The 18,218-nt window shown below is 70.4% G+C and carries 14 protein-coding genes; 13 read left to right on the top strand and 1 reads right to left on the bottom strand.

Translation table 11 applies throughout. From position 1 onward, the window contains the following. Positions 1-86: 86 nt before the first annotated feature. Positions 87-2,903, bottom strand: coding sequence for a hypothetical protein (locus tag KK087_RS07025; protein ID WP_214564655.1), 2,817 nt, complete (start codon positions 2,901-2,903; stop codon positions 87-89). Between the two features lie 236 nt (positions 2,904-3,139). On the opposite strand from KK087_RS07025, the gene otsA reads away from it, so the two are divergent. The 13 genes from otsA to KK087_RS06960 all read left to right on the top strand — a co-directional run bounded on the left by otsA (position 3,140) and on the right by KK087_RS06960 (position 17,811). Continuing rightward, complete coding sequence (gene otsA / locus KK087_RS07020; protein ID WP_214528302.1) at positions 3,140-4,732, top strand: alpha,alpha-trehalose-phosphate synthase (UDP-forming); 1,593 nt, start codon at positions 3,140-3,142, stop codon at positions 4,730-4,732. Continuing rightward, on the top strand, positions 4,725-5,504 hold the full coding sequence (gene otsB / locus KK087_RS07015; protein WP_214564654.1) for a trehalose-phosphatase: 780 nt from the start codon (positions 4,725-4,727) through the stop codon (positions 5,502-5,504). The genes otsA and otsB overlap by 8 nt, the downstream gene beginning before the upstream one ends. Before the next feature lie 70 nt (positions 5,505-5,574). After that, the gene (gene ilvD / locus KK087_RS07010) at positions 5,575-7,269 is read left to right on the top strand and encodes a dihydroxy-acid dehydratase (protein ID WP_214543593.1); all 1,695 of its coding nucleotides are present in this window, start codon (positions 5,575-5,577) and stop codon (positions 7,267-7,269) included. Positions 7,270-7,314: 45 nt separating this feature from the next. After that, positions 7,315-9,138, top strand: coding sequence for an acetolactate synthase large subunit (locus tag KK087_RS07005; protein ID WP_027466529.1), 1,824 nt, complete (start codon positions 7,315-7,317; stop codon positions 9,136-9,138). Then, positions 9,135-9,635 (top strand): acetolactate synthase small subunit, encoded by a 501-nt coding sequence (gene ilvN / locus KK087_RS07000; RefSeq protein WP_017888842.1) that lies wholly within the window; start codon positions 9,135-9,137, stop codon positions 9,633-9,635. Before KK087_RS07005 ends, ilvN begins: the two co-directional genes overlap by 4 nt. A gap of 71 nt (positions 9,636-9,706) precedes the next feature. Continuing rightward, on the top strand, positions 9,707-10,732 hold the full coding sequence (gene ilvC, locus KK087_RS06995) for a ketol-acid reductoisomerase (protein ID WP_027466530.1): 1,026 nt from the start codon (positions 9,707-9,709) through the stop codon (positions 10,730-10,732). 210 nt (positions 10,733-10,942) lie between these two features. Beyond that, the gene (locus KK087_RS06990) at positions 10,943-12,133 is read left to right on the top strand and encodes a mannitol-1-phosphate 5-dehydrogenase (RefSeq protein ID WP_214528299.1); all 1,191 of its coding nucleotides are present in this window, start codon (positions 10,943-10,945) and stop codon (positions 12,131-12,133) included. A gap of 73 nt (positions 12,134-12,206) precedes the next feature. Then, entirely contained in the window at positions 12,207-12,671 is a 465-nt protein-coding gene (locus tag KK087_RS06985) for a hypothetical protein (protein ID WP_214528298.1), read from the top strand. Next, on the top strand, positions 12,668-13,051 hold the full coding sequence (locus KK087_RS06980) for a hypothetical protein (RefSeq protein ID WP_214528297.1): 384 nt from the start codon (positions 12,668-12,670) through the stop codon (positions 13,049-13,051). The genes KK087_RS06985 and KK087_RS06980 overlap by 4 nt, the downstream gene beginning before the upstream one ends. 157 nt (positions 13,052-13,208) lie before the next feature. Beyond that, on the top strand, positions 13,209-14,798 hold the full coding sequence (gene serA, locus KK087_RS06975; RefSeq protein WP_214564653.1) for a phosphoglycerate dehydrogenase: 1,590 nt from the start codon (positions 13,209-13,211) through the stop codon (positions 14,796-14,798). 13 nt (positions 14,799-14,811) lie between these two features. Continuing rightward, the gene (locus KK087_RS06970; protein ID WP_214564652.1) at positions 14,812-15,885 is read left to right on the top strand and encodes a 3-isopropylmalate dehydrogenase; all 1,074 of its coding nucleotides are present in this window, start codon (positions 14,812-14,814) and stop codon (positions 15,883-15,885) included. Positions 15,886-15,900: 15 nt separating this feature from the next. Next, entirely contained in the window at positions 15,901-17,010 is a 1,110-nt protein-coding gene (locus KK087_RS06965) for a branched-chain amino acid aminotransferase (RefSeq protein ID WP_214564651.1), read from the top strand. Positions 17,011-17,040: 30 nt separating this feature from the next. Next, positions 17,041-17,811, top strand: a complete 771-nt coding sequence (locus KK087_RS06960) for a fumarylacetoacetate hydrolase family protein (RefSeq protein ID WP_214528293.1) — start codon at positions 17,041-17,043, stop codon at positions 17,809-17,811. Positions 17,812-18,218 lie beyond the last annotated feature (407 nt).

Here is an 18,218-nt window from a genome sequence, read left to right as displayed (position 1 = left end):
CGGCCGTCGTGGTGCTGCGGAGCCGCTCAGCCGACTCCTGCTCAGCCGACTCCTGCTCAGCCGACTCCTGCTCAGGAGGCTCCTGCTCAGTAGGCGGAGACGAGCTTGTCGTCCTCCACCTTCAGGTACTGGTTCACATCGAACGAGTCCTCGCCGCGCTTCTGGTCGCCGAGGTAGGAGGTGTACTCGTACGAAACGCTCCCGTCCTTCGTGCTCGTCACCATCACGGTGCCGGAGCGGGACGCCTCGACCCGCAGCTCGGGCATCGACGTGACGTCGTACCGCACGCCGCCGTCGGCGTCGTACGGCCCGTACCAGGGGCAGCCGCTCAGGGCCCGGAGCTCGGTCTTCGCGGAGCAGTCGTCGATGAGGTCGGACACGTACTGCTCGGCGTCCTGCTCGAGCGCCTCGGTGGCCTTCGGTGCGAAGTCGACGTAGCCCGACGAGACCGGACCCACGGTGAGCTCCTCGGTGCCGCCGGTGAAGTACTTCGTCCCGCCGACCTCGACCTCGTACGTGCCGGGGTAGGCGAGCGAGGTGAACTTGCCGTCCTCGATCGTGCCGACCTCCTCGCCGCCGACGGTCACCGGTGCGCCCTCGAGGACGTCGGAGGCCGTCAGGGTCACCGTCTGCGCGAGCGGCCGGGTGATGCGCCACTCGTCCTTCACCAGGAACGAGGTGCCGGTGCGGCGGAGCGACACCTGGCCGGAACGGTTCTTGTCGTCCTGCGTGTAGCTGATGGTGGCGATCGCGGTGTCTCCGGACCGGGCGACCCGGCCGACGCGGATGTCCGACGGCCGGTCCTCCGCGCTCTTCAGCACCGTCGAGTCGAGCATGGCGGCGTCGTCGGGGACCTCGCTGAGGTCGGCGGCGGTGTCGGCGTCCCCGCTGGCGATGGCCTGCACGTAGGACTTGACCGTGGGCGCCGGGCCCCAGACGTTCGCGCGGAGGACGCTCGTCGTGACGGCGCCGGCGATCACGACCACCACGACGGCGCCACCGGCGATGAGCGAGCGGACCAGGATCTTCTTCGCCCGCGGGGACATCGGTGCGGGTGCGGGCGCGCCACCGCCGATGAACGGTTGCGACCCGTCGGCCGGCTGCGCCCCGTACGCCGGCTGCGCCCCGTACGCCGGCTGCGCGCCGTAGGGCGGCTGTGCGCCGGACGTCGGCTGTGCGCCGTACGCGGACTGCGGGGCAGACCCCGACGGCGGGTACGGCGCCTGCTGGCCGGCGCCCGGGGGAGTGTTCCACGCGGCGGCAGCCGGAGCGTCGGCAGCAGCAGGCGCACCGGGAGCAGCAGGCGCACCGGGAGCAGCAGGCGCACCGGGCGCGGCCGGGTCGACGGACGCGGTGGGAACGACGGGGGTACCCGTGCCGGCGGCGGGCCCGGCCGGGAACGCCTGCGGCACGACGGGCCGGGGGTCCGCGCCGACCAGACGCGACGTCCCGAGCACCACGGCACCCCCGAGGCGGGGCAGGAGCACCGGGGCGAGGTACCGGGCGACGACCTCGATCACGCCACCCCACAGGGCGAAGACGATCGGCGTCCACGGTGCGACGCCGATCGATCCCGACCCGTCCACCGAGCTCGTGCCGCTCACCTGGTACGAGGCGACCCCGGTGCCGAGGACGAAGAACAGCAGCCCGAGTGCGAACCACACGAGCGGCGTGACGACCCAGTCGAGCGTGCTCCGCACCCGGTCGTTGCGGCGGACGGCGAGTGCGAGGCCGGCCACGACCGAGGTGACGACGACGAACAGCACGACGAGCCAGGTCCAGCCACCGGCTCCGCCGAACACCGAGGCGGTGTCGCCGGCGGACCCGAAGCCGGACGTCCCGACGCCGCCGAGGAAGCCGAGCGCGGTGAGTCCGACCGCGACGTTGCCGAGCAGCAGGGGCAGGGCGGAGCCGGAGGACGGCTGGGCGATGAGGGCGACGACGATGACGGCGAGGGCGACCAGCACGACGAGGACCGTGAGCTGCGACGCGGCGACACGGAGCGTGCCGAGCAGACGGGCGGCGAAGACGTTGCGACCGGCGAGGACGGAGGGCCGGGCGAGGAGCGCTGCCAGGGCGCCGATGACGAACGCGCCGAGGACGCTGCCGACACCGACGGCGTGCACCGGCTCGATGACCGCTCCGGACACCGACGGGAACCGGATCGCGAAGAGGGCGGCCGCGACGTTCGTGAGCACCGTCGTCACCAGCCCGGACACCACCGCGGTCACGAGCACCTGCGTGCGGCCGAGGGCACGAGTCCGGATGCGTCGCGTGAGCACGACGGCCAGGATCACCTGTGCCACGAGCACCAGTGCCGGGACCACGGCGAGGGAGCCCGAGCCGGACCCGAGGAACCCGATCGACCCGGACAGGTGCAGGCGGCCGAGGTCGGCGAGGGCGACGAGCTGTGCCGGTGCACCGAGCAGGACGCTGACGCCGGAGAGCAGGGACTCGACGTCGGGCGCCGACCCCGCGCCGAGGTCGGCGCCGGAGCCGGTGCTCGGACCCGTCGAACCGCTGCCGCCGGACGCGAGCAGCGCCACGGTGATGAGCAGCGAGAGCGCCGCGACGACGTACGCCGCGACCCAGCCGCCGACGGCGGCGAGGACGGCCGCCAGCCAGTCGCGACCGGACACGGACCGCAGGAAGCGACCGAACGCACCGGACGACTGCGCGGCGGGGGCGGGCTGTCCCGACCACTGTTGCGGGCCTCCAGGCTGCTGCTGCCAGGCGGGCTGCCCGAGACCGGGCTGACCGGGACCGGGCTGACCGGGACCGGGCTGACCGGGACCGGGCTGACCGGGACCGGACTGACCGGGACCGGGCTGACCGTTCCAGGCGGGCTGCCCCGGACCGGGCTGCGACAGCGGGACGGGCGGGTTCGGCGGGTTCTCGCTCACGGCTGTGGGTCCTCTCCGACCGGGAGGCCGGCGCCGCGCTCCAGCACCCGTGTCCCCCCGACACGTGCCTGCAGCGTAGCGGAACCGCCGATCCGCCGTGAATACGCTGTCCCCGCGCTGGTAACTTCGGCACCGCACCCGGCGCACGACGCCGGCCGTCGCACCCGACGGACCGACGCACCCGCGCACCCGACGCACCCGGCCTCCGCCGGGCGGAACGGAGATCACACCACCCCATGCCTGCAGACCGCACCGAACAGACCCGCTACTCGTTCGTCGTCGCCTCCAACCGCCTCCCGGTGGACCGCGTCGTCGACCAGGACGGCAACGAGGGCTGGCGGCACTCGCCCGGTGGCCTCGTCACCGCCCTCGAACCCGTGATGCGCGCGAACGACGGAGCCTGGGTCGGCTGGGTGGGGCAGCCCGAGGTCGAGGTGGAACCGTTCGACAACGAGGGCATCCACATCGTCCCCGTGCCGCTCTCCGACGACGACGTCGAGGAGTACTACGAGGGCTTCAGCAACGACACCCTCTGGCCGCTGTACCACGACGTCATCGAGCACCCGAGCTACCACCGCGACTGGTGGAACGCGTACAAGCGGGTCAACGAGCGGTTCGCCGAGCAGATCGCCGAGATCGTCGAGCAGGACGGCATCGTCTGGGTGCAGGACTACCAGCTGCAGCTCGTGCCGGCGCTCCTCCGTGCGAAGCGTCCCGACCTGACCATCGGCTTCTTCAACCACATCCCGTTCCCGCCGGTCGGCATCTACGCGCAGCTGCCGTGGCGTGCGCAGATCCTCGACGGGCTGCTCGGTGCGGACGTGATCGGCTTCCAGCGGCACGACGACGCGAGCGACTTCCTCCGCGCGGTCCGCCACATCAAGGGCTACACGACCAAGGGCACCACGATCGACGTCCCGGTGGACGACCCGGCAGCGCCGCGGAGCCGCAAGGGCATCACGGTCCGGCACGTCGAGGCCCGCCACTTCCCGATCTCCATCGACGCCGAGAGCTTCGAGGCGATCGCCCACAAGCCCGAGGTGCAGGAACGCGCGCGGGAGATCCGCGAGAGCCTCGGCAACCCGAAGACCGTCCTGCTCGGCGTCGACCGGCTCGACTACACCAAGGGCATCCGGCACCGCATCAAGGCGTTCGGTGAGCTCATCGAGGACGGGCGGATCGCCGTCGAGGACGCCGCCCTCGTCCAGGTCGCCAGCCCGAGCCGCGAGCGTGTCGACTCGTACGCCACGCTCCGCGACGAGATCGAGCTGAGCGTCGGCCGCATCAACGGCGACCTCGGTGTCATCGGCCACCAGCCGATCTCGTACCTGCACCACGGCTACCCGCGCGAGGAGATGGTGGCGCTGTACCTGGCCGCCGACATCATGCTCGTGACGGCACTGCGCGACGGCATGAACCTCGTCGCGAAGGAGTACGTCGCCGCCCGCTTCGACAACGACGGCGTGCTGATCCTGTCCGAGTTCGCCGGAGCCGCCGACGAGCTCAAGCAGGCCGTGATCGTCAACCCACACGACATCGGGGCGCTCAAGGACAGCATCCAGCGCGCCATCGAGATGCCGCGCCGTGAGCGCTCGACGCGCATGCGCGCGCTCCGCAAGCGCGTGAAGGACAACGACGTGGCGCGCTGGTCGCGCTCGTTCCTCGAGGCGCTCGACCGCCACGCGCCGCGGAACGCCCAGATCGACCCGTCCGCAGCGGATCCCCGCGAGACGCACCGCGAAGCGCAGACCGACAACATGTCGATCTTCGACCAGGACGCCCAGTCCGCGCGTGCCGCCGAGGACACCCGGGAGGACCGTGATGCGTGACGAGACGACGACCGGTGACCTCGATGCGGCCCTCGAGACGCTCGCGGCTGCGCCGCGACTGATCGTCGCGCTCGACTTCGACGGCACGCTGGCACCCTTCGCCGACGACCCGTCAGAGGTCGGGGCACTGCCCGGCTCGTGGGCCGCGGTCCTGACACTGCACCGCGCGAAGGACACCGAGGTCGTGCTCGTCTCCGGGCGCCCCCTCGGCAGCCTCGCCGCGGTCACGCACGCGCCGGACGAGATGGCGCTGGTCGGTTCGCACGGCGTCGAGTGGCGTGTCGACGGCCACGCCGAGGCCGCGCTCACCCCCGACGAGCTCGAGCGCGTCGCACGCATCGGCGCGGCGCTCGACGAGGTCGGCGAGCGGTACCCCGGTGTCGTCATCGAGCACAAGCCCGCCGGGCACGGCGTGCACACCCGTCGGGTCTCCGCCGAGGTCGCGGCCGAGGCGAACGCGGCGGCGAGCCGCGCGGCGCACGATGCCGACCCCGCGGTGCTCGAGCGCGGCGGCAAGGACATCGTCGAGTTCGCCGTGCGGCACGTCACGAAGGGGGACGCCATCGCCCGGCTGCGCGAGCTGCACGGCGCCGACGCGGTCTTCTTCGCCGGTGACGACGTCACCGACGAGGACGGCTTCCGCGTACTCCGTGACGGCGACGTCGGTGTGAAGGTCGGTCCGGGCCAGACGCGGGCCGGCTACCGGATCGACGACCCCGCAGCCCTGACCGGCGTCCTGAAGCAGCTCGCGAGGCTCCGCGCCACCCGCTGAACACGGGCCACGAGCATGAGAATGCATGGGGGTGCGCAGCTGGTATCCCAAAGCGTCCTAGACTCATCCCATGCCTGATATCGACGTCAAGCCGCGCAGCCGGGTCGTCACCGACGGGATCGAAGCAACCACCTCGCGTGGCATGCTGCGGGCCGTCGGTATGGGAGACGAGGACTGGAGCAAGCCGCAGATCGGCATCGCGTCCTCGTGGAACGAGATCACGCCGTGCAACCTCTCGCTCGACCGCCTCGCGCAGGGTGCGAAGGAGGGTGTGCACTCCGGTGGCGGCTACCCGCTGCAGTTCGGCACCATCTCCGTCTCGGACGGCATCTCGATGGGGCACGAGGGCATGCACTTCTCCCTCGTCTCGCGTGAGGTCATCGCGGACAGCGTCGAGACCGTCGTCAACGCCGAGCGCCTCGACGGCACGGTCCTGCTCGCCGGCTGTGACAAGTCGCTCCCCGGCATGCTGATGGCCGCCGCGCGCCTCGACCTGGCGAGTGTCTTCCTCTACGCGGGTTCGGTCATGCCGGGCTACGTGAAGCAGGCCGACGGCACGATGAAGGAAGTCACGATCATCGACTCCTTCGAGGGCGTCGGCGCCTGCAAGGCCGGCACCATGAGCGAGGAGGAGCTCAAGAAGATCGAGTGCGCCATCGTCCCGGGCGAGGGCGCCTGCGGTGGCATGTACACGGCGAACACGATGGCCTCGGTCGCCGAGGCCCTCGGCATGTCGCTGCCGGGCTCCGCGGCCCCGCCGAGTGCCGACCGCCGTCGTGACTACTACGCGCACCGCTCCGGCGAGGCCGTGGTGAACATGCTCGAGCACGGCATCACCGCGCGTCAGATCCTCACGAAGGAAGCCTTCGAGAACGCGATCGCCGTCGCGATGGCGCTCGGCGGCTCGACCAACGTCATCCTGCACCTGCTCGCCATCGCCTACGAGGCCGAGGTCGAGCTGTCGCTGGACGACTTCAACCGCATCGGCTCGAAGGTCCCGCACCTCGCCGACATGAAGCCCTTCGGCAAGTACGTCATGGTCGACGTCGACCGCAACGGCGGCATCCCGGTCATCATGAAGGCGCTGCTCGACGCGGGCCTGCTGCACGGCGACTGCATGACCGTGACGGGCAAGACCGTCGCCGAGAACCTGGCCGAGATCGACCCGCCGGCACTCGACGGCGAGGTCTTCCGGACGCTCGACAACCCGATCCACACCACCGGAGGCCTGACCGTCCTGCAGGGCTCCTTCGCCCCCGAGGGCGCCGTGGTGAAGACCGCGGGCTTCGACGCCTCCGTCTTCGAGGGCCCCGCCCGCGTGTTCGACCGCGAACGTGCGGCGATGGACGCCCTGACCGAGGGACGCATCCAGAAGGGCGACGTCGTCGTCATCCGCTACGAGGGCCCCAAGGGCGGCCCGGGCATGCGCGAGATGCTCGCCATCACCGCGGCCATCAAGGGCGCGGGCCTCGGCAAGGATGTACTACTCTTGACCGACGGTCGATTCTCAGGCGGCACAACCGGCCTGTGCATCGGCCACATCGCACCGGAAGCAGTGGACGCAGGTCCAGTCGCTTTCGTTCGTGATGGCGACCGCATCCGTGTCGACATCGCGGCTCGCTCGCTCGACCTACTGGTCGACCCGGCCGAGCTGGAGGCCCGCCGAGAAGGCTGGGCCCCGCTGCCCCCGCGCTACACCCGCGGAGTCCTCGCGAAGTACGCCAAGCTCGTCAAGTCCGCCGCCCAGGGCGCGGTCACGGGCTAGCGTCCGACACCCGCACCACCGCCACCACTCAGGCAAGGACCACTCATGCCCACGGAAGCAACGCCGTTGTCCGCGGCCGCCGGTGCACGCCGGTCGCCGGAGATCCTGACCGGCTCGGGAGCCGTCCTCCGGACGCTCGAGCACCTCGGGATCACCGACGTCTTCGGCCTGCCGGGCGGAGCCATCATCCCGTTCTACGACGAGCTGATGGCGTCCACCACGATCCGTCACATCCTCGTCCGTCACGAGCAGGGCGCCGGCCACGCCGCCGAGGGCTACGCCTCGTCGTCCGGCAAGGTCGGCGTCGCCATCGCCACGTCGGGCCCCGGCGCGACGAACCTCGTGACCGCCATCGCCGACGCCTACATGGACTCGGTGCCGTTCATCGCGATCACCGGCCAGGTGTTCTCGACGCTGATGGGCACCGACGCGTTCCAGGAAGCCGACATCGTCGGCATCACGATGCCGATCACGAAGCACTCGTTCCTGGTGACCGACCCGGCCGACGTGCCGGCGACCCTCGCGGCGGCGCACCTCATCGCGACGACCGGCAGGCCCGGTCCCGTGCTGGTTGACATCACGAAGGACGCCCAGCAGAAGTCGGCGCCCTACGTGTGGCCGCCCAAGATCGACCTGCCCGGCTACCGCCCGGTCACCAAGGCGCACGGCAAGCAGATCACCGCGGCCGCGCAGCTGCTGTCCGAGTCGAAGCGTCCGGTGCTCTACGTCGGCGGCGGCGTCATCCGCTCCCGTGCGACCGCCGAGCTGCTCCGCTTCGCCGAGGCCACGGGCGCGCCGGTCGTCACGACCCTGATGGCGCGCGGCGCGTTCCCGGACTCGCACCCGCAGCACCTCGGCATGCCCGGCATGCACGGCACGGTGCCGGCGGTGCTCGGCCTGCAGGACAGCGACCTCATCGTCGCCCTCGGGGCCCGCTTCGACGACCGCGTGACCGGCAAGGCGGACGAGTTCGCGCCGGACGCCAAGGTCGTGCACGTCGACATCGACCCGGCCGAGATCTCGAAGATCCGCTTCGCCGACGTCCCGATCGTCGGTGACGCCCGCGAGGTCCTGGTCGACCTGCTCGACGCCTGGGGCGGCATCGCCGTCGAGGACCGAGCGTCGACCGACGAGTGGTGGGCGAAGCTCCACCAGCTCAAGACCGACTTCCCGCTCGGGTACGCCGAGCCGACCGACGGACTCCTCGCGCCCCAGGGCATCATCAAGCGCATCGGTGAGCTCTCCGGTCCCGAGGCCGTCTACGCCTCCGGTGTCGGCCAGCACCAGATGTGGTCTGCGCAGTTCATCAAGTACGAGCGACCCAACGCCTGGCTCAACTCCGGTGGCGCCGGCACGATGGGCTACTCGGTCCCCGCGGCGATGGGTGCGAAGGTCGCCCAGCCGGACCGTGTGGTCTGGGCGATCGACGGCGACGGCTGCTTCCAGATGACGAACCAGGAGCTCGCGACCTGCGTCATCAACGACATCCCGATCAAGGTCGCGATCATCAACAACTCGTCGCTCGGCATGGTCCGGCAGTGGCAGACGCTGTTCTACGACGGCCGGCACTCCTTCACCGACCTCGAGACGGGGCACGCCTCGCGCCGTGTGCCGGACTTCGTGAAGCTGGCCGACGCGTACGGTGCCCTCGGCATCCGCGTCGAGAAGGCCGACGAGGTCGACGCCGCGATCGAGCTCGCCCTCGCGACCAACGACCGCCCGGTGGTGATCGACTTCGTCGTGAGCCGTGACTCGATGGTCTGGCCGATGGTCCCGCAGGGCGTCAGCAACTCGTCCATCGAGTACGCCCAGGCACTCGCGCCCACCTGGGACGACGAGGACGCCGACATGACGGGAGAAACCGCATGAGCCACGTCCTCTCCCTCCTCGTGGAGGACAAGCCCGGTCTGCTGACCCGTGTCGCCGGGCTGTTCGCCCGGCGCGGGTTCAACATCGAGTCGCTCGCCGTCGGCAACACCGAGGTGGACGGCCTCAGCCGGATCACGGTCGTCGTCGACGTCGAGGACCTCCCGCTGGAACAGGTGACGAAGCAGCTCAACAAGCTGGTGAACGTCATCAAGATCGTCGAACTGGACTTCTCGCAGTCGGTCCAGCGCGAGCACATGCTCGTGAAGGTGCGCGTCGACAACCAGACGCGCTCGGCGGTGCTCGAAGCAGTGAACCTGTTCCGTGCCCAGGTCGTCGACGTGGCGACCGACTCCCTGATCGTCGAGGTGACCGGCGACCCCGGCAAGATCCAGGCGATCCTCCGCGTGCTCGAGCCCTACGGCGTCAAGGAGCTCGCCCGCGCGGGACTCCTCGGCATGGGCCGCGGACCGAAGAGCATCACCGACCGGGTGCGCTGAGCACCCGCCACACCCTTCCCGGGCGCCGATGGTGCCCGGCACCGACCCCAGAACCAAGGAGACACACCCTCGTGACTGACATCGTGTACGACGCCGACGCCGACCTGACGCTCATCCAGGGCAAGAAGGTCGCCGTCATCGGCTACGGCTCGCAGGGCCACGCCCACGCACTCAACCTCCGTGACTCGGGTGTCGAGGTGAAGATCGGCCTGCAGGAGGGCTCGAAGAGCCGCCAGAAGGCCGAAGAGGCGGGCTTCGAGGTCCACACGCCGGGCGACGCCACCGCGTGGGCCGACGTCGTCGTCATCCTCGCGCCGGACCAGGTCCAGCGCATCGTCTACGCCGAGGACATCCGTCCGAACCTCAAGCCGGGCGCGACGCTCGTCTTCGGCCACGGCTTCAACATCCGCTTCGGCTACATCGAGGCGCCCGAGGGTGTCGACGTGTCGCTCGTCGCGCCGAAGGGCCCGGGGCACACCGTCCGCCGCGAGTACGAGGCCGGCCGTGGCGTCCCCGTGATCGTCGCGGTCGAGGTCGACGCTTCCGGTTCCGCCTGGGATCTCGCGTGGTCGTACTCGAAGGCCATCGGCGGCCTGCGCTCCGGCGGCATCAAGACAACCTTCACCGAGGAGACCGAGACCGACCTGTTCGGTGAGCAGGCCGTCCTCTGCGGTGGCACGTCGCAGCTCATCCAGTACGGCTTCGAGACCCTGGTCGAGGCGGGCTACCAGCCGCAGATCGCCTACTTCGAGGTCCTGCACGAGCTGAAGCTCATCGTCGACCTCATCTGGGAGGGCGGCCTCACCAAGCAGCGCTGGTCGATCTCCGACACCGCCGAGTTCGGTGACTACGTCTCCGGCCCGCGCGTGATCTCGCCGGACGTCAAGGAGAACATGAAGGCGGTGCTCGCGGACATCCAGAACGGTGCCTTCGCGAAGCGCTTCATCGAGGACCAGGACGCCGGCGCACCCGAGTTCAAGGCGCTCCGCGCCAAGGGCGAGGGCCACCCGATCGAGGCCACCGGCCGTGAGCTCCGCGCGCTCTTCGCGTGGAAGCAGAACGACGGCGACTACGTGGACGGCTCCGCCGCGCGGTAGTCTTCCGAGAACCACTCGATGACGAGGCGGCGGTGCACTGTGCACCGCCGCCTCGCGATGTGACCCGAACGTTATGCAGCAGCTCTCCTCCAGCCCCGACGCCGCGGACAGGCGTCCCTCCGCCGTGCGCCCGGACGATTCCCGACACGCGTCGGCCGTGCCGCGCACCCGCGGTCAGGACCGCGCCGACCAGCATGGGATGATCGTCGGATGGCGGTGACGAAGCGAGCGGTCCACATCGGCGCCGGCAAGATCGGGCGCGGGTTCGTGGGCCAGTTCCTCGTGGCGAGCGGCTACGAGCTCACCTTCGTCGACGTCGACGAGCGCGTGGTCTCCGCCCTCAACGAAGCCGGCCGGTTCGTCGTGCACGAGGTCGGCGAGAGGCCGGTCGAGAACCTCGTCCACGGGTTCCGTGCGCTGAACAGCAAGACCGACCGAGAGCGTGTGGTCCAGGCCATCGCCGCGGCCGACGTCGTGACCACCGCGGTGGGCGCCCGCACGCTCCCGCTGGTCGCGCCGCTCATCGCCGAGGGGCTCGCGGCACGTCCGCTCGAGCGCGGCGACGTCACGATCGTCGCCTGCGAGAACGCCTTCAACGCGACCGACTCCCTGCACGCCAGCATCCGCCGCGCCCCGATCCTCGAGGACCGCGACATCGCCGCCGTCTTCGCGAACTGCGCGATCGACCGCATCGTGCCGGACCAGTCCGGCGTGCTCGGCCAGTCCGGTGGACTCGACGTGGTGCTCGAGCCGTTCTACGAGTGGGTCATCGAGCGCACCCCGTTCCTGGGGTCCGACGCCGAGCCGCCGACGATCGAGGGCGTCACCTGGGTCGACGACCTGCAGCCGTTCGTCGAGCGCAAGCTCTACACGGTGAACACCGCGCACGCGACCGCCGCTTACCACGGGTACGTGCGCGGCATCCGGCTCATCCGTGAAGCACTCGAGGACGACGCCGTCCGCGCCGAGGTCGACGGCGTCCTCGCCGAGACGACGGCGCTGCTGATCGCGAAGCACGGGTTCGACCCTGCGGACCACGCGCGCTACGTCGCCGCGAACCTCTCCCGCATCGCGAACCCGCACCTGCCGGACTCCACGGCACGCGTCGGGCGCAACCCGCTCCGCAAACTCGGTCGGCGCGAGCGCTTCGTCGGCCCGGCGTCGCAGCTCGCCGAGCGGGGCCTGCCCGTCGAGCACCTGCTCGGCGCGGTCCGCGTGGCGCTCGCCTTCGACGACGAGAACGACCCGGAGTCGATCGAGCTGCACGCGCTCCTGCGTTCCGGTGCGACCGCGCACGCGCTCACCGAGATCCTCACCGGCCTGATGGAGAGCCACCCGCTCTTCCCGGCCGTCCGCGACGTCGTCGCCGAGGTCCTCGCGACGCAGCCCGCCGACGCCTGACGAACGCCGAAGCAGGCCCCTCGCCGACGACGGTTGGTCCCGCGGCAGGCTCGTCCCTCGTAGAATCGGGGGCATGACCACGGCAGCATCCCCACCAGACGGGTCGACCGACCCGGACGTGCCGAACGCCGTCGACACCGACGACGCCGCCCTCAGCTGGGGGGACGCCGACGACGCCACCCACGTCGACGCGGCGCACAACCCGGTGGCGGTGCGTGACCGCGGAGCGCGCGACCCCGAGGCACCCGAGACCTCCGGCGCGCTCGTCGGGTTCGGCGTCTTCGGCGGCCTCTACCTGCTCTACACGGTGGCCTGGCTCCTCACCGCGTCGACCGCGTACGTCTCCGGCGTCGACACGGTCCTCACGCTCTTCGTCGAGGTGCTCCGTTTCCTCGCGATCCTCGCGCCCGCCCTCTGGTTCACCGTGGTGCTCTGGGCAGCCCGCGGCAGCCGGACCCGCACCCGACTGCTCTGGATGCTCCTCGGCGCCGTCGTGCTGTTCCCGTGGCCGTTCCTCCTGACCCGGAGCTTCGGGTGACCGGGGCCGTGCCGGCGACGACCCGCCGGAACACCGCCCCCGTCGTCGCGAAGATCGTGGTCTGGGCCGTGTTCGCGGTCCTGTTCGCCTACATGACGGTGCAGGCCGTCGGCAACCTGACGCAGATCACCCAGCGGGTGGACGCCTTCAACGCGTTCCTCGAGACGACCTCGGGTGGCGACTCGCTGCAGACCAGCACACCGTGGCTGTGGCTCGTGCTCGACATCCTGATCGCGCCGGTCGCGTTCGTCGCGGCGATCGCCATCACCCGGCGTGCGAGCCTGCCCGTCACGATCGCGGTGTTCGTGGTCGCCTTCGCGGGCGCCGGCGCCCTCTGGCTCGACCTCCAGCTGTACGTCCCGACGCTGCTGGACTTCTGACGCGACCCGCCGACGGCCAGGAGGCACGGTGCGGCCCCGCCCCGTGTCTCCCGGCCGTCGTGTGGTTCTCCACAGGACCGCTCCCGCGGTCGTCACCACCGGCCTGCGTCGATAGCATGGTGGGATACCAACCGTCTCGAGTGAGGAAACAGCTGCTGTGTCGAAGCCGGTCGTCCTGATCGCCGAAGAACTCTCGCCCGCAACGGTCGACGCCCTCGGGCCCGACTTCGAGATCCGGAACGTGGACGGCACCGACCGTCCGGCGCTCCTGGCGGCGCTGTCCGACGCGCACGCCGTCCTCGTGCGGTCCGCCACCAAGATCGACGCCGAGGCGATCGCCGCGGCGCCGGCCCTCAAGGTCGTCGCCCGTGCCGGCGTCGGCCTCGACAACGTCGACATCAAGGCGGCGACGACCGCCGGCGTGATGGTGGTGAACGCCCCGACCTCGAACATCATCTCGGCGGCGGAGCTCACGGTCGGGCACATCCTGTCGCTCGCGCGGCACATCCCGGCCGCCCACGCCTCGCTGGCCGCCGGTGCGTGGAAGCGCTCGTCGTACACCGGTGTCGAGCTCTACGAGAAGACCGTCGGCATCATCGGCCTCGGCCGCATCGGCGCGCTCATCACCCAGCGGCTGCAGGCGTTCGGGGTCTCCGTCATCGCCTACGACCCGTACGTCACCACTGCGCGGGCGCAGCAGCTCGGGGTCGAGCTCGTCTCCCTCGAAGATCTGCTGCGTCGGGCGGACTTCACCACGATCCACATGCCGAGGACGCCGGAGACCCTCGGCATGATCTCGGACGCCCAGTTCGCGCTCATGAAGCCGACCGCGTTCGTCGTCAACGTCGCTCGCGGTGGCCTGATCGACGAGGACGCCCTGCACCGGGCGCTGACCTCGAACACCATCGCCGGAGCGGGCCTCGACGTCTTCGTGTCCGAGCCCCCGAAGGACTCGCCGCTCCTGGCGCTCCCGAACGTCGTGGTGACGCCGCACCTCGGTGCCTCCACCGACGAAGCGCAGGAGAAGGCGGGCGTCTCGGTCGCCAAGTCGGTCCGTCTCGCCCTCGGCGGCGAGCTCGTGCCCGACGCCGTGAACGTCGCGGGCGGTGTCATCGACCCGTACGTGCGCCCCGGGATCCCGCTCGTCGAGAAGCTCGGTCAGGTCTTCACCGCCCTCGCGACGTCGCCGGTCACGAGCATCGACGTCGAGGTGCACGGCGAGCTCGCCGAGTACGACGTCAGCGTCCTCAAGCTCGCGGCGCTCAAGGGCGTCTTCACCGACGTCGTCAGCGACCAGGTCTCCTACGTCAACGCACCGCTCATCGCGGAGCAGCGCGGGGTCACCGTCCGCCTGATCACCGAGACCGACAGCCCGGAGTACCGCAACGTGCTCACGATCCGCGGTGCCCAGTCGGACGGCCCGGCGATCAGCGTCTCCGGCACGCTCACCGGCCCGAAGCAGGTCGAGAAGCTCGTCGAGATCAACGGGCACGACGTCGAGGTGCCGCTCGACCGGCACCACGTCGTGATGGAGTACACCGACCGTCCGGGGATCGTGGCGGTCTACGGCAAGGAGTTCGGCCAGGCCGGCATCAACATCGCCGCGATGCAGATCTCGCGCGAAGCCGCCGGCGGGCAGGCGCTCAGCGTCCTGACGGTCGACTCGCCCGTCCCGGCCGAGATCCTCGAGCACGTCCGCTCCGCGATCGACGCCTCCTCGCTCCGCGAGATCGACATCACGCTGTAGGGGAGTGGCGGACATGAGCAGTGCGCAGACGATCCGACTCGCGGTCATCCGCGGCGACGGCATCGGTCCCGAGGTCGTCGACGAGGCACTGAAGGTGCTGCACGCCGTGCTGCCCGACGACCTCATGGTCGAGGAGACCCCGTTCTCCCTCGGCGCCGCACGGTACCTGGAGACCGGCGACATCCTCACGGACGACGACATGGCGGCCATCGCCGAGCACGACGCGATCCTGCTCGGTGCGGTGGGGGGCGACCCGCGCGACCCACGCCTGGCGGGCGGCATCATCGAGCGCGGGCTGCTCCTGAAGCTCCGTTTCGCGTTCGACCACTACGTGAACCTGCGGCCGACGACGGTCCACCCGGCCGTCGCGACGCCGCTCGCCGACCCAGGCGAGGTCGACTTCGTCGTCGTGCGTGAAGGCACCGAGGGGCCGTACGTCGGCAACGGCGGTGCCATCCGCACCGGGACTCCGCAGGAGATCGCGACCGAGGTCTCGCTGAACACCGCGTTCGGCGTGGAGCGGGTCGTGCGGTACGCGTTCGACCTGGCGCACCGCCGCCCGCGTCGGCACCTCACCCTCGTGCACAAGAGCAACGTCCTGGTGCACGCCGGGGCCCTCTGGCAGCGCACCGTCGCGGCCGTCGGCGCCGAGTACCCGGACGTCACGGTCGACTACCAGCACGTGGACGCGGTCACCATCCACATGGTCCGCGACCCCGCTCGTTTCGACGTCATCGTCACCGACAACCTGTTCGGCGACATCATCACCGACCTGGCCGGCGCGATCAGCGGCGGCATCGGTCTGGCGGCCTCGGGCAACATCAACCCGGACGGCACCTTCCCCAGCATGTTCGAGCCGGTCCACGGTTCCGCGCCGGACATCGCAGGTCAGCAGCTCGCCGATCCCACTGCCGCGATCCTGTCCGTCGCCCTGTTGCTCGACCACCTCGGTCGCGGTGACCTGGCGGCGGCGGTGACCGGCGCAGTGGAGTCCGACCTCGCCGATCGGGGCACCACTCCGCGTCGCACGGCCGAGATCGGCGACGCGATCGCCGCCGCGGCCACGGCACGCACCACCACCGCCTGAGAAGGAGCCCTCCCCATGAGCACCGACACCGCCTTCGGACTCGAGTTCGCCAACACCCCCTCAGCCGATCGCCGGGCCGCTGCGGAGCGCGAGCAGATCCTGGCCGACCCGGGCTTCGGCAAGCACTTCACCGACCACATGGCCACGGTCGAGTGGACGCTCGACGACGGCTGGCACAGCGCGTCGATCCACCCGTACGGGCCGCTGTCCCTCGACCCGAGCGCGAGCGTCCTGCACTACGCCCAGGAGATCTTCGAGGGGCTCAAGGCCTACCGGCACGCCGACGGCTCGGTGTGGTCGTTCCGACCGGACGCCAACGCTCGGCGGTTCCAGCGGTCCGCCCGACGGCTCGCGCTCCCGGAGCTCCCGGTCGAGGCGTTCGTCGAGTCGATCCGGCAGCTCGTGCAGACCGACGTCGACTGGGTGCCCTCGGCGCCCGAAACCAGCCTGTACCTGCGGCCGTTCATGATCGCGACGGAGTCGTTCCTCGGGGTCCGCGCCGCACAGGCCGTGGCGTACCACTGCATCGCGAGCCCGGCCGGTGCGTACTTCACGTCCGGCCCCAAACCGGTGTCGATCTGGCTGTCGACGCAGTACGCCCGTGCCGGCAAGGGCGGGACCGGTGCGGCGAAGACCGGCGGCAACTACGCCTCGTCGCTGCTGCCCCAGCAGGAGGCGTACGAGCACGGTTGCCAGCAGGTGATGTTCCTCGACTCGGTGGAGGGCAGGTACCTCGAAGAGCTCGGCGGCATGAACGTCGTCCTCGTCAAGTCGGACGGCACCCTGGTCACGCCCGACTCCGACTCCATCCTCGAGGGCATCACGCGTGACTCGATCCTGCAGTTGGCGGAGGACCGCGGGCTGACCGTCGAGAAGCGCCGGGTGACGCTCGACGAGTGGCGGGACGGTGTCGCCGACGGCTCGATCACCGAGGCCTTCGCGTGCGGGACCGCCGCCGTGGTGACCCCGATCGCCGAACTCCGGGGCGAGGGCTTCACCATCGGCTCGCCGACCGTGGGGGCGGGGGAGCTCACGATGTCCCTGCGCGACGAGCTCACCGACATCCAGTACGGCCGTCTTCCCGACCCCCACGGGTGGATGACCAAGCTGACCGACGCGTCCTGATCGACCGGCGGGCGTGGGTAGGGTCGAACAGTGAAGATCGCACGGTTCAGCAGCAAGGGTGAAGACCCCCGGTACGGCATCCTCGACGAGCGGCACCTGGTGGTGCTCGCCGGAGACCCGATGTACCAGGGGTTCGAGACCACGGGGGAGCGGGTCGCACTCGCTGACGCCAAGCTCCTCGCCCCCGTCATCCCGCGCTCGAAGGTCATCGGCGTCGGGCTCAACTACTCCGAGCACGCCTCCGAGATGGACGAGCGCGCCGGCGACGACCCGGTGGTGTTCCTCAAGCCGAACACCTCGGTGATCGGTCCCGACGAACCCATCCGGCTGCCCGCCGACATCGGCCGCGTCGACCACGAGGGCGAACTCGCCATCGTGATCGGCTCGCTCGCGAAGAACGTCCGGCGAGAGGACTTCGCGAGCGTCATCCTCGGGTACACGATCGCGAACGACGTGACGGCCCGTGACCTGCAGGCGCGTGACGGCCAGTGGACCCGGGCGAAGGGCTTCGACACGTTCTGCCCGCTCGGCCCCGTGATCGAGACGGAGATCGACCCGTCGGACATCCGGCTCGAGACGCGCGTTGACGGCGACCTCCGTCAGGCGGCGTCGACGAACGAGATGGTGCACGACATCCCGTCGCTCGTCGAGTTCGTCTCCTCGATCTGGACCCTCCTGCCCGGCGACGTCATCCTGACCGGGACCCCGGCCGGCGTCGGGCAGATCCGGGACGGCGAGATCGTCGAGGTCACCATCTCCGGCATCGGCACGCTCAAGAACCCGGTCATCGCCCGGCACTGACAGCGGCCACGAACGGCCCGTTCCCCGGTGGGGAGCGGGCCGTTCGTCGTTGCCGGGCGCGAGTGCTCCCGGTGCCGCTGCAAGCGACACGCCCGGGATGTGGGCCGGCTTGGCGCTGCCGTTCACCTCTGCGTAAAGTAATCACTCGTTGCCGCTGAGGCGGAGAACGGAACGGCCGAGACGATCACCGGGTTGAACACCTGGAGATGCAGTCCGGACGGGGTCCCGCTCAGGCAACGTCCTCCTGAAGAAGTCGAAGTGATTCGACGTGTCCGAGGGTGGAACAAGACGAATGCCTCTCTGGCGGAGCCCCTTGTGGGTCGAGCGGGGAGTGCGTCTGGTCCTTGAGAACTCAACAGCGTGCACATTGTCAATGCCAATTTATTGATTGACCTCGTGCCTGGTCG

Source organism: Curtobacterium aurantiacum, from assembly GCF_018598555.1.
Classification (GTDB): Bacteria; Actinomycetota; Actinomycetes; order Actinomycetales; family Microbacteriaceae; genus Curtobacterium; species Curtobacterium aurantiacum.
The sequence above is the reverse complement of the archived record's forward strand: the minus strand, read 5'-3'. Positions and strand labels throughout refer to the sequence as shown.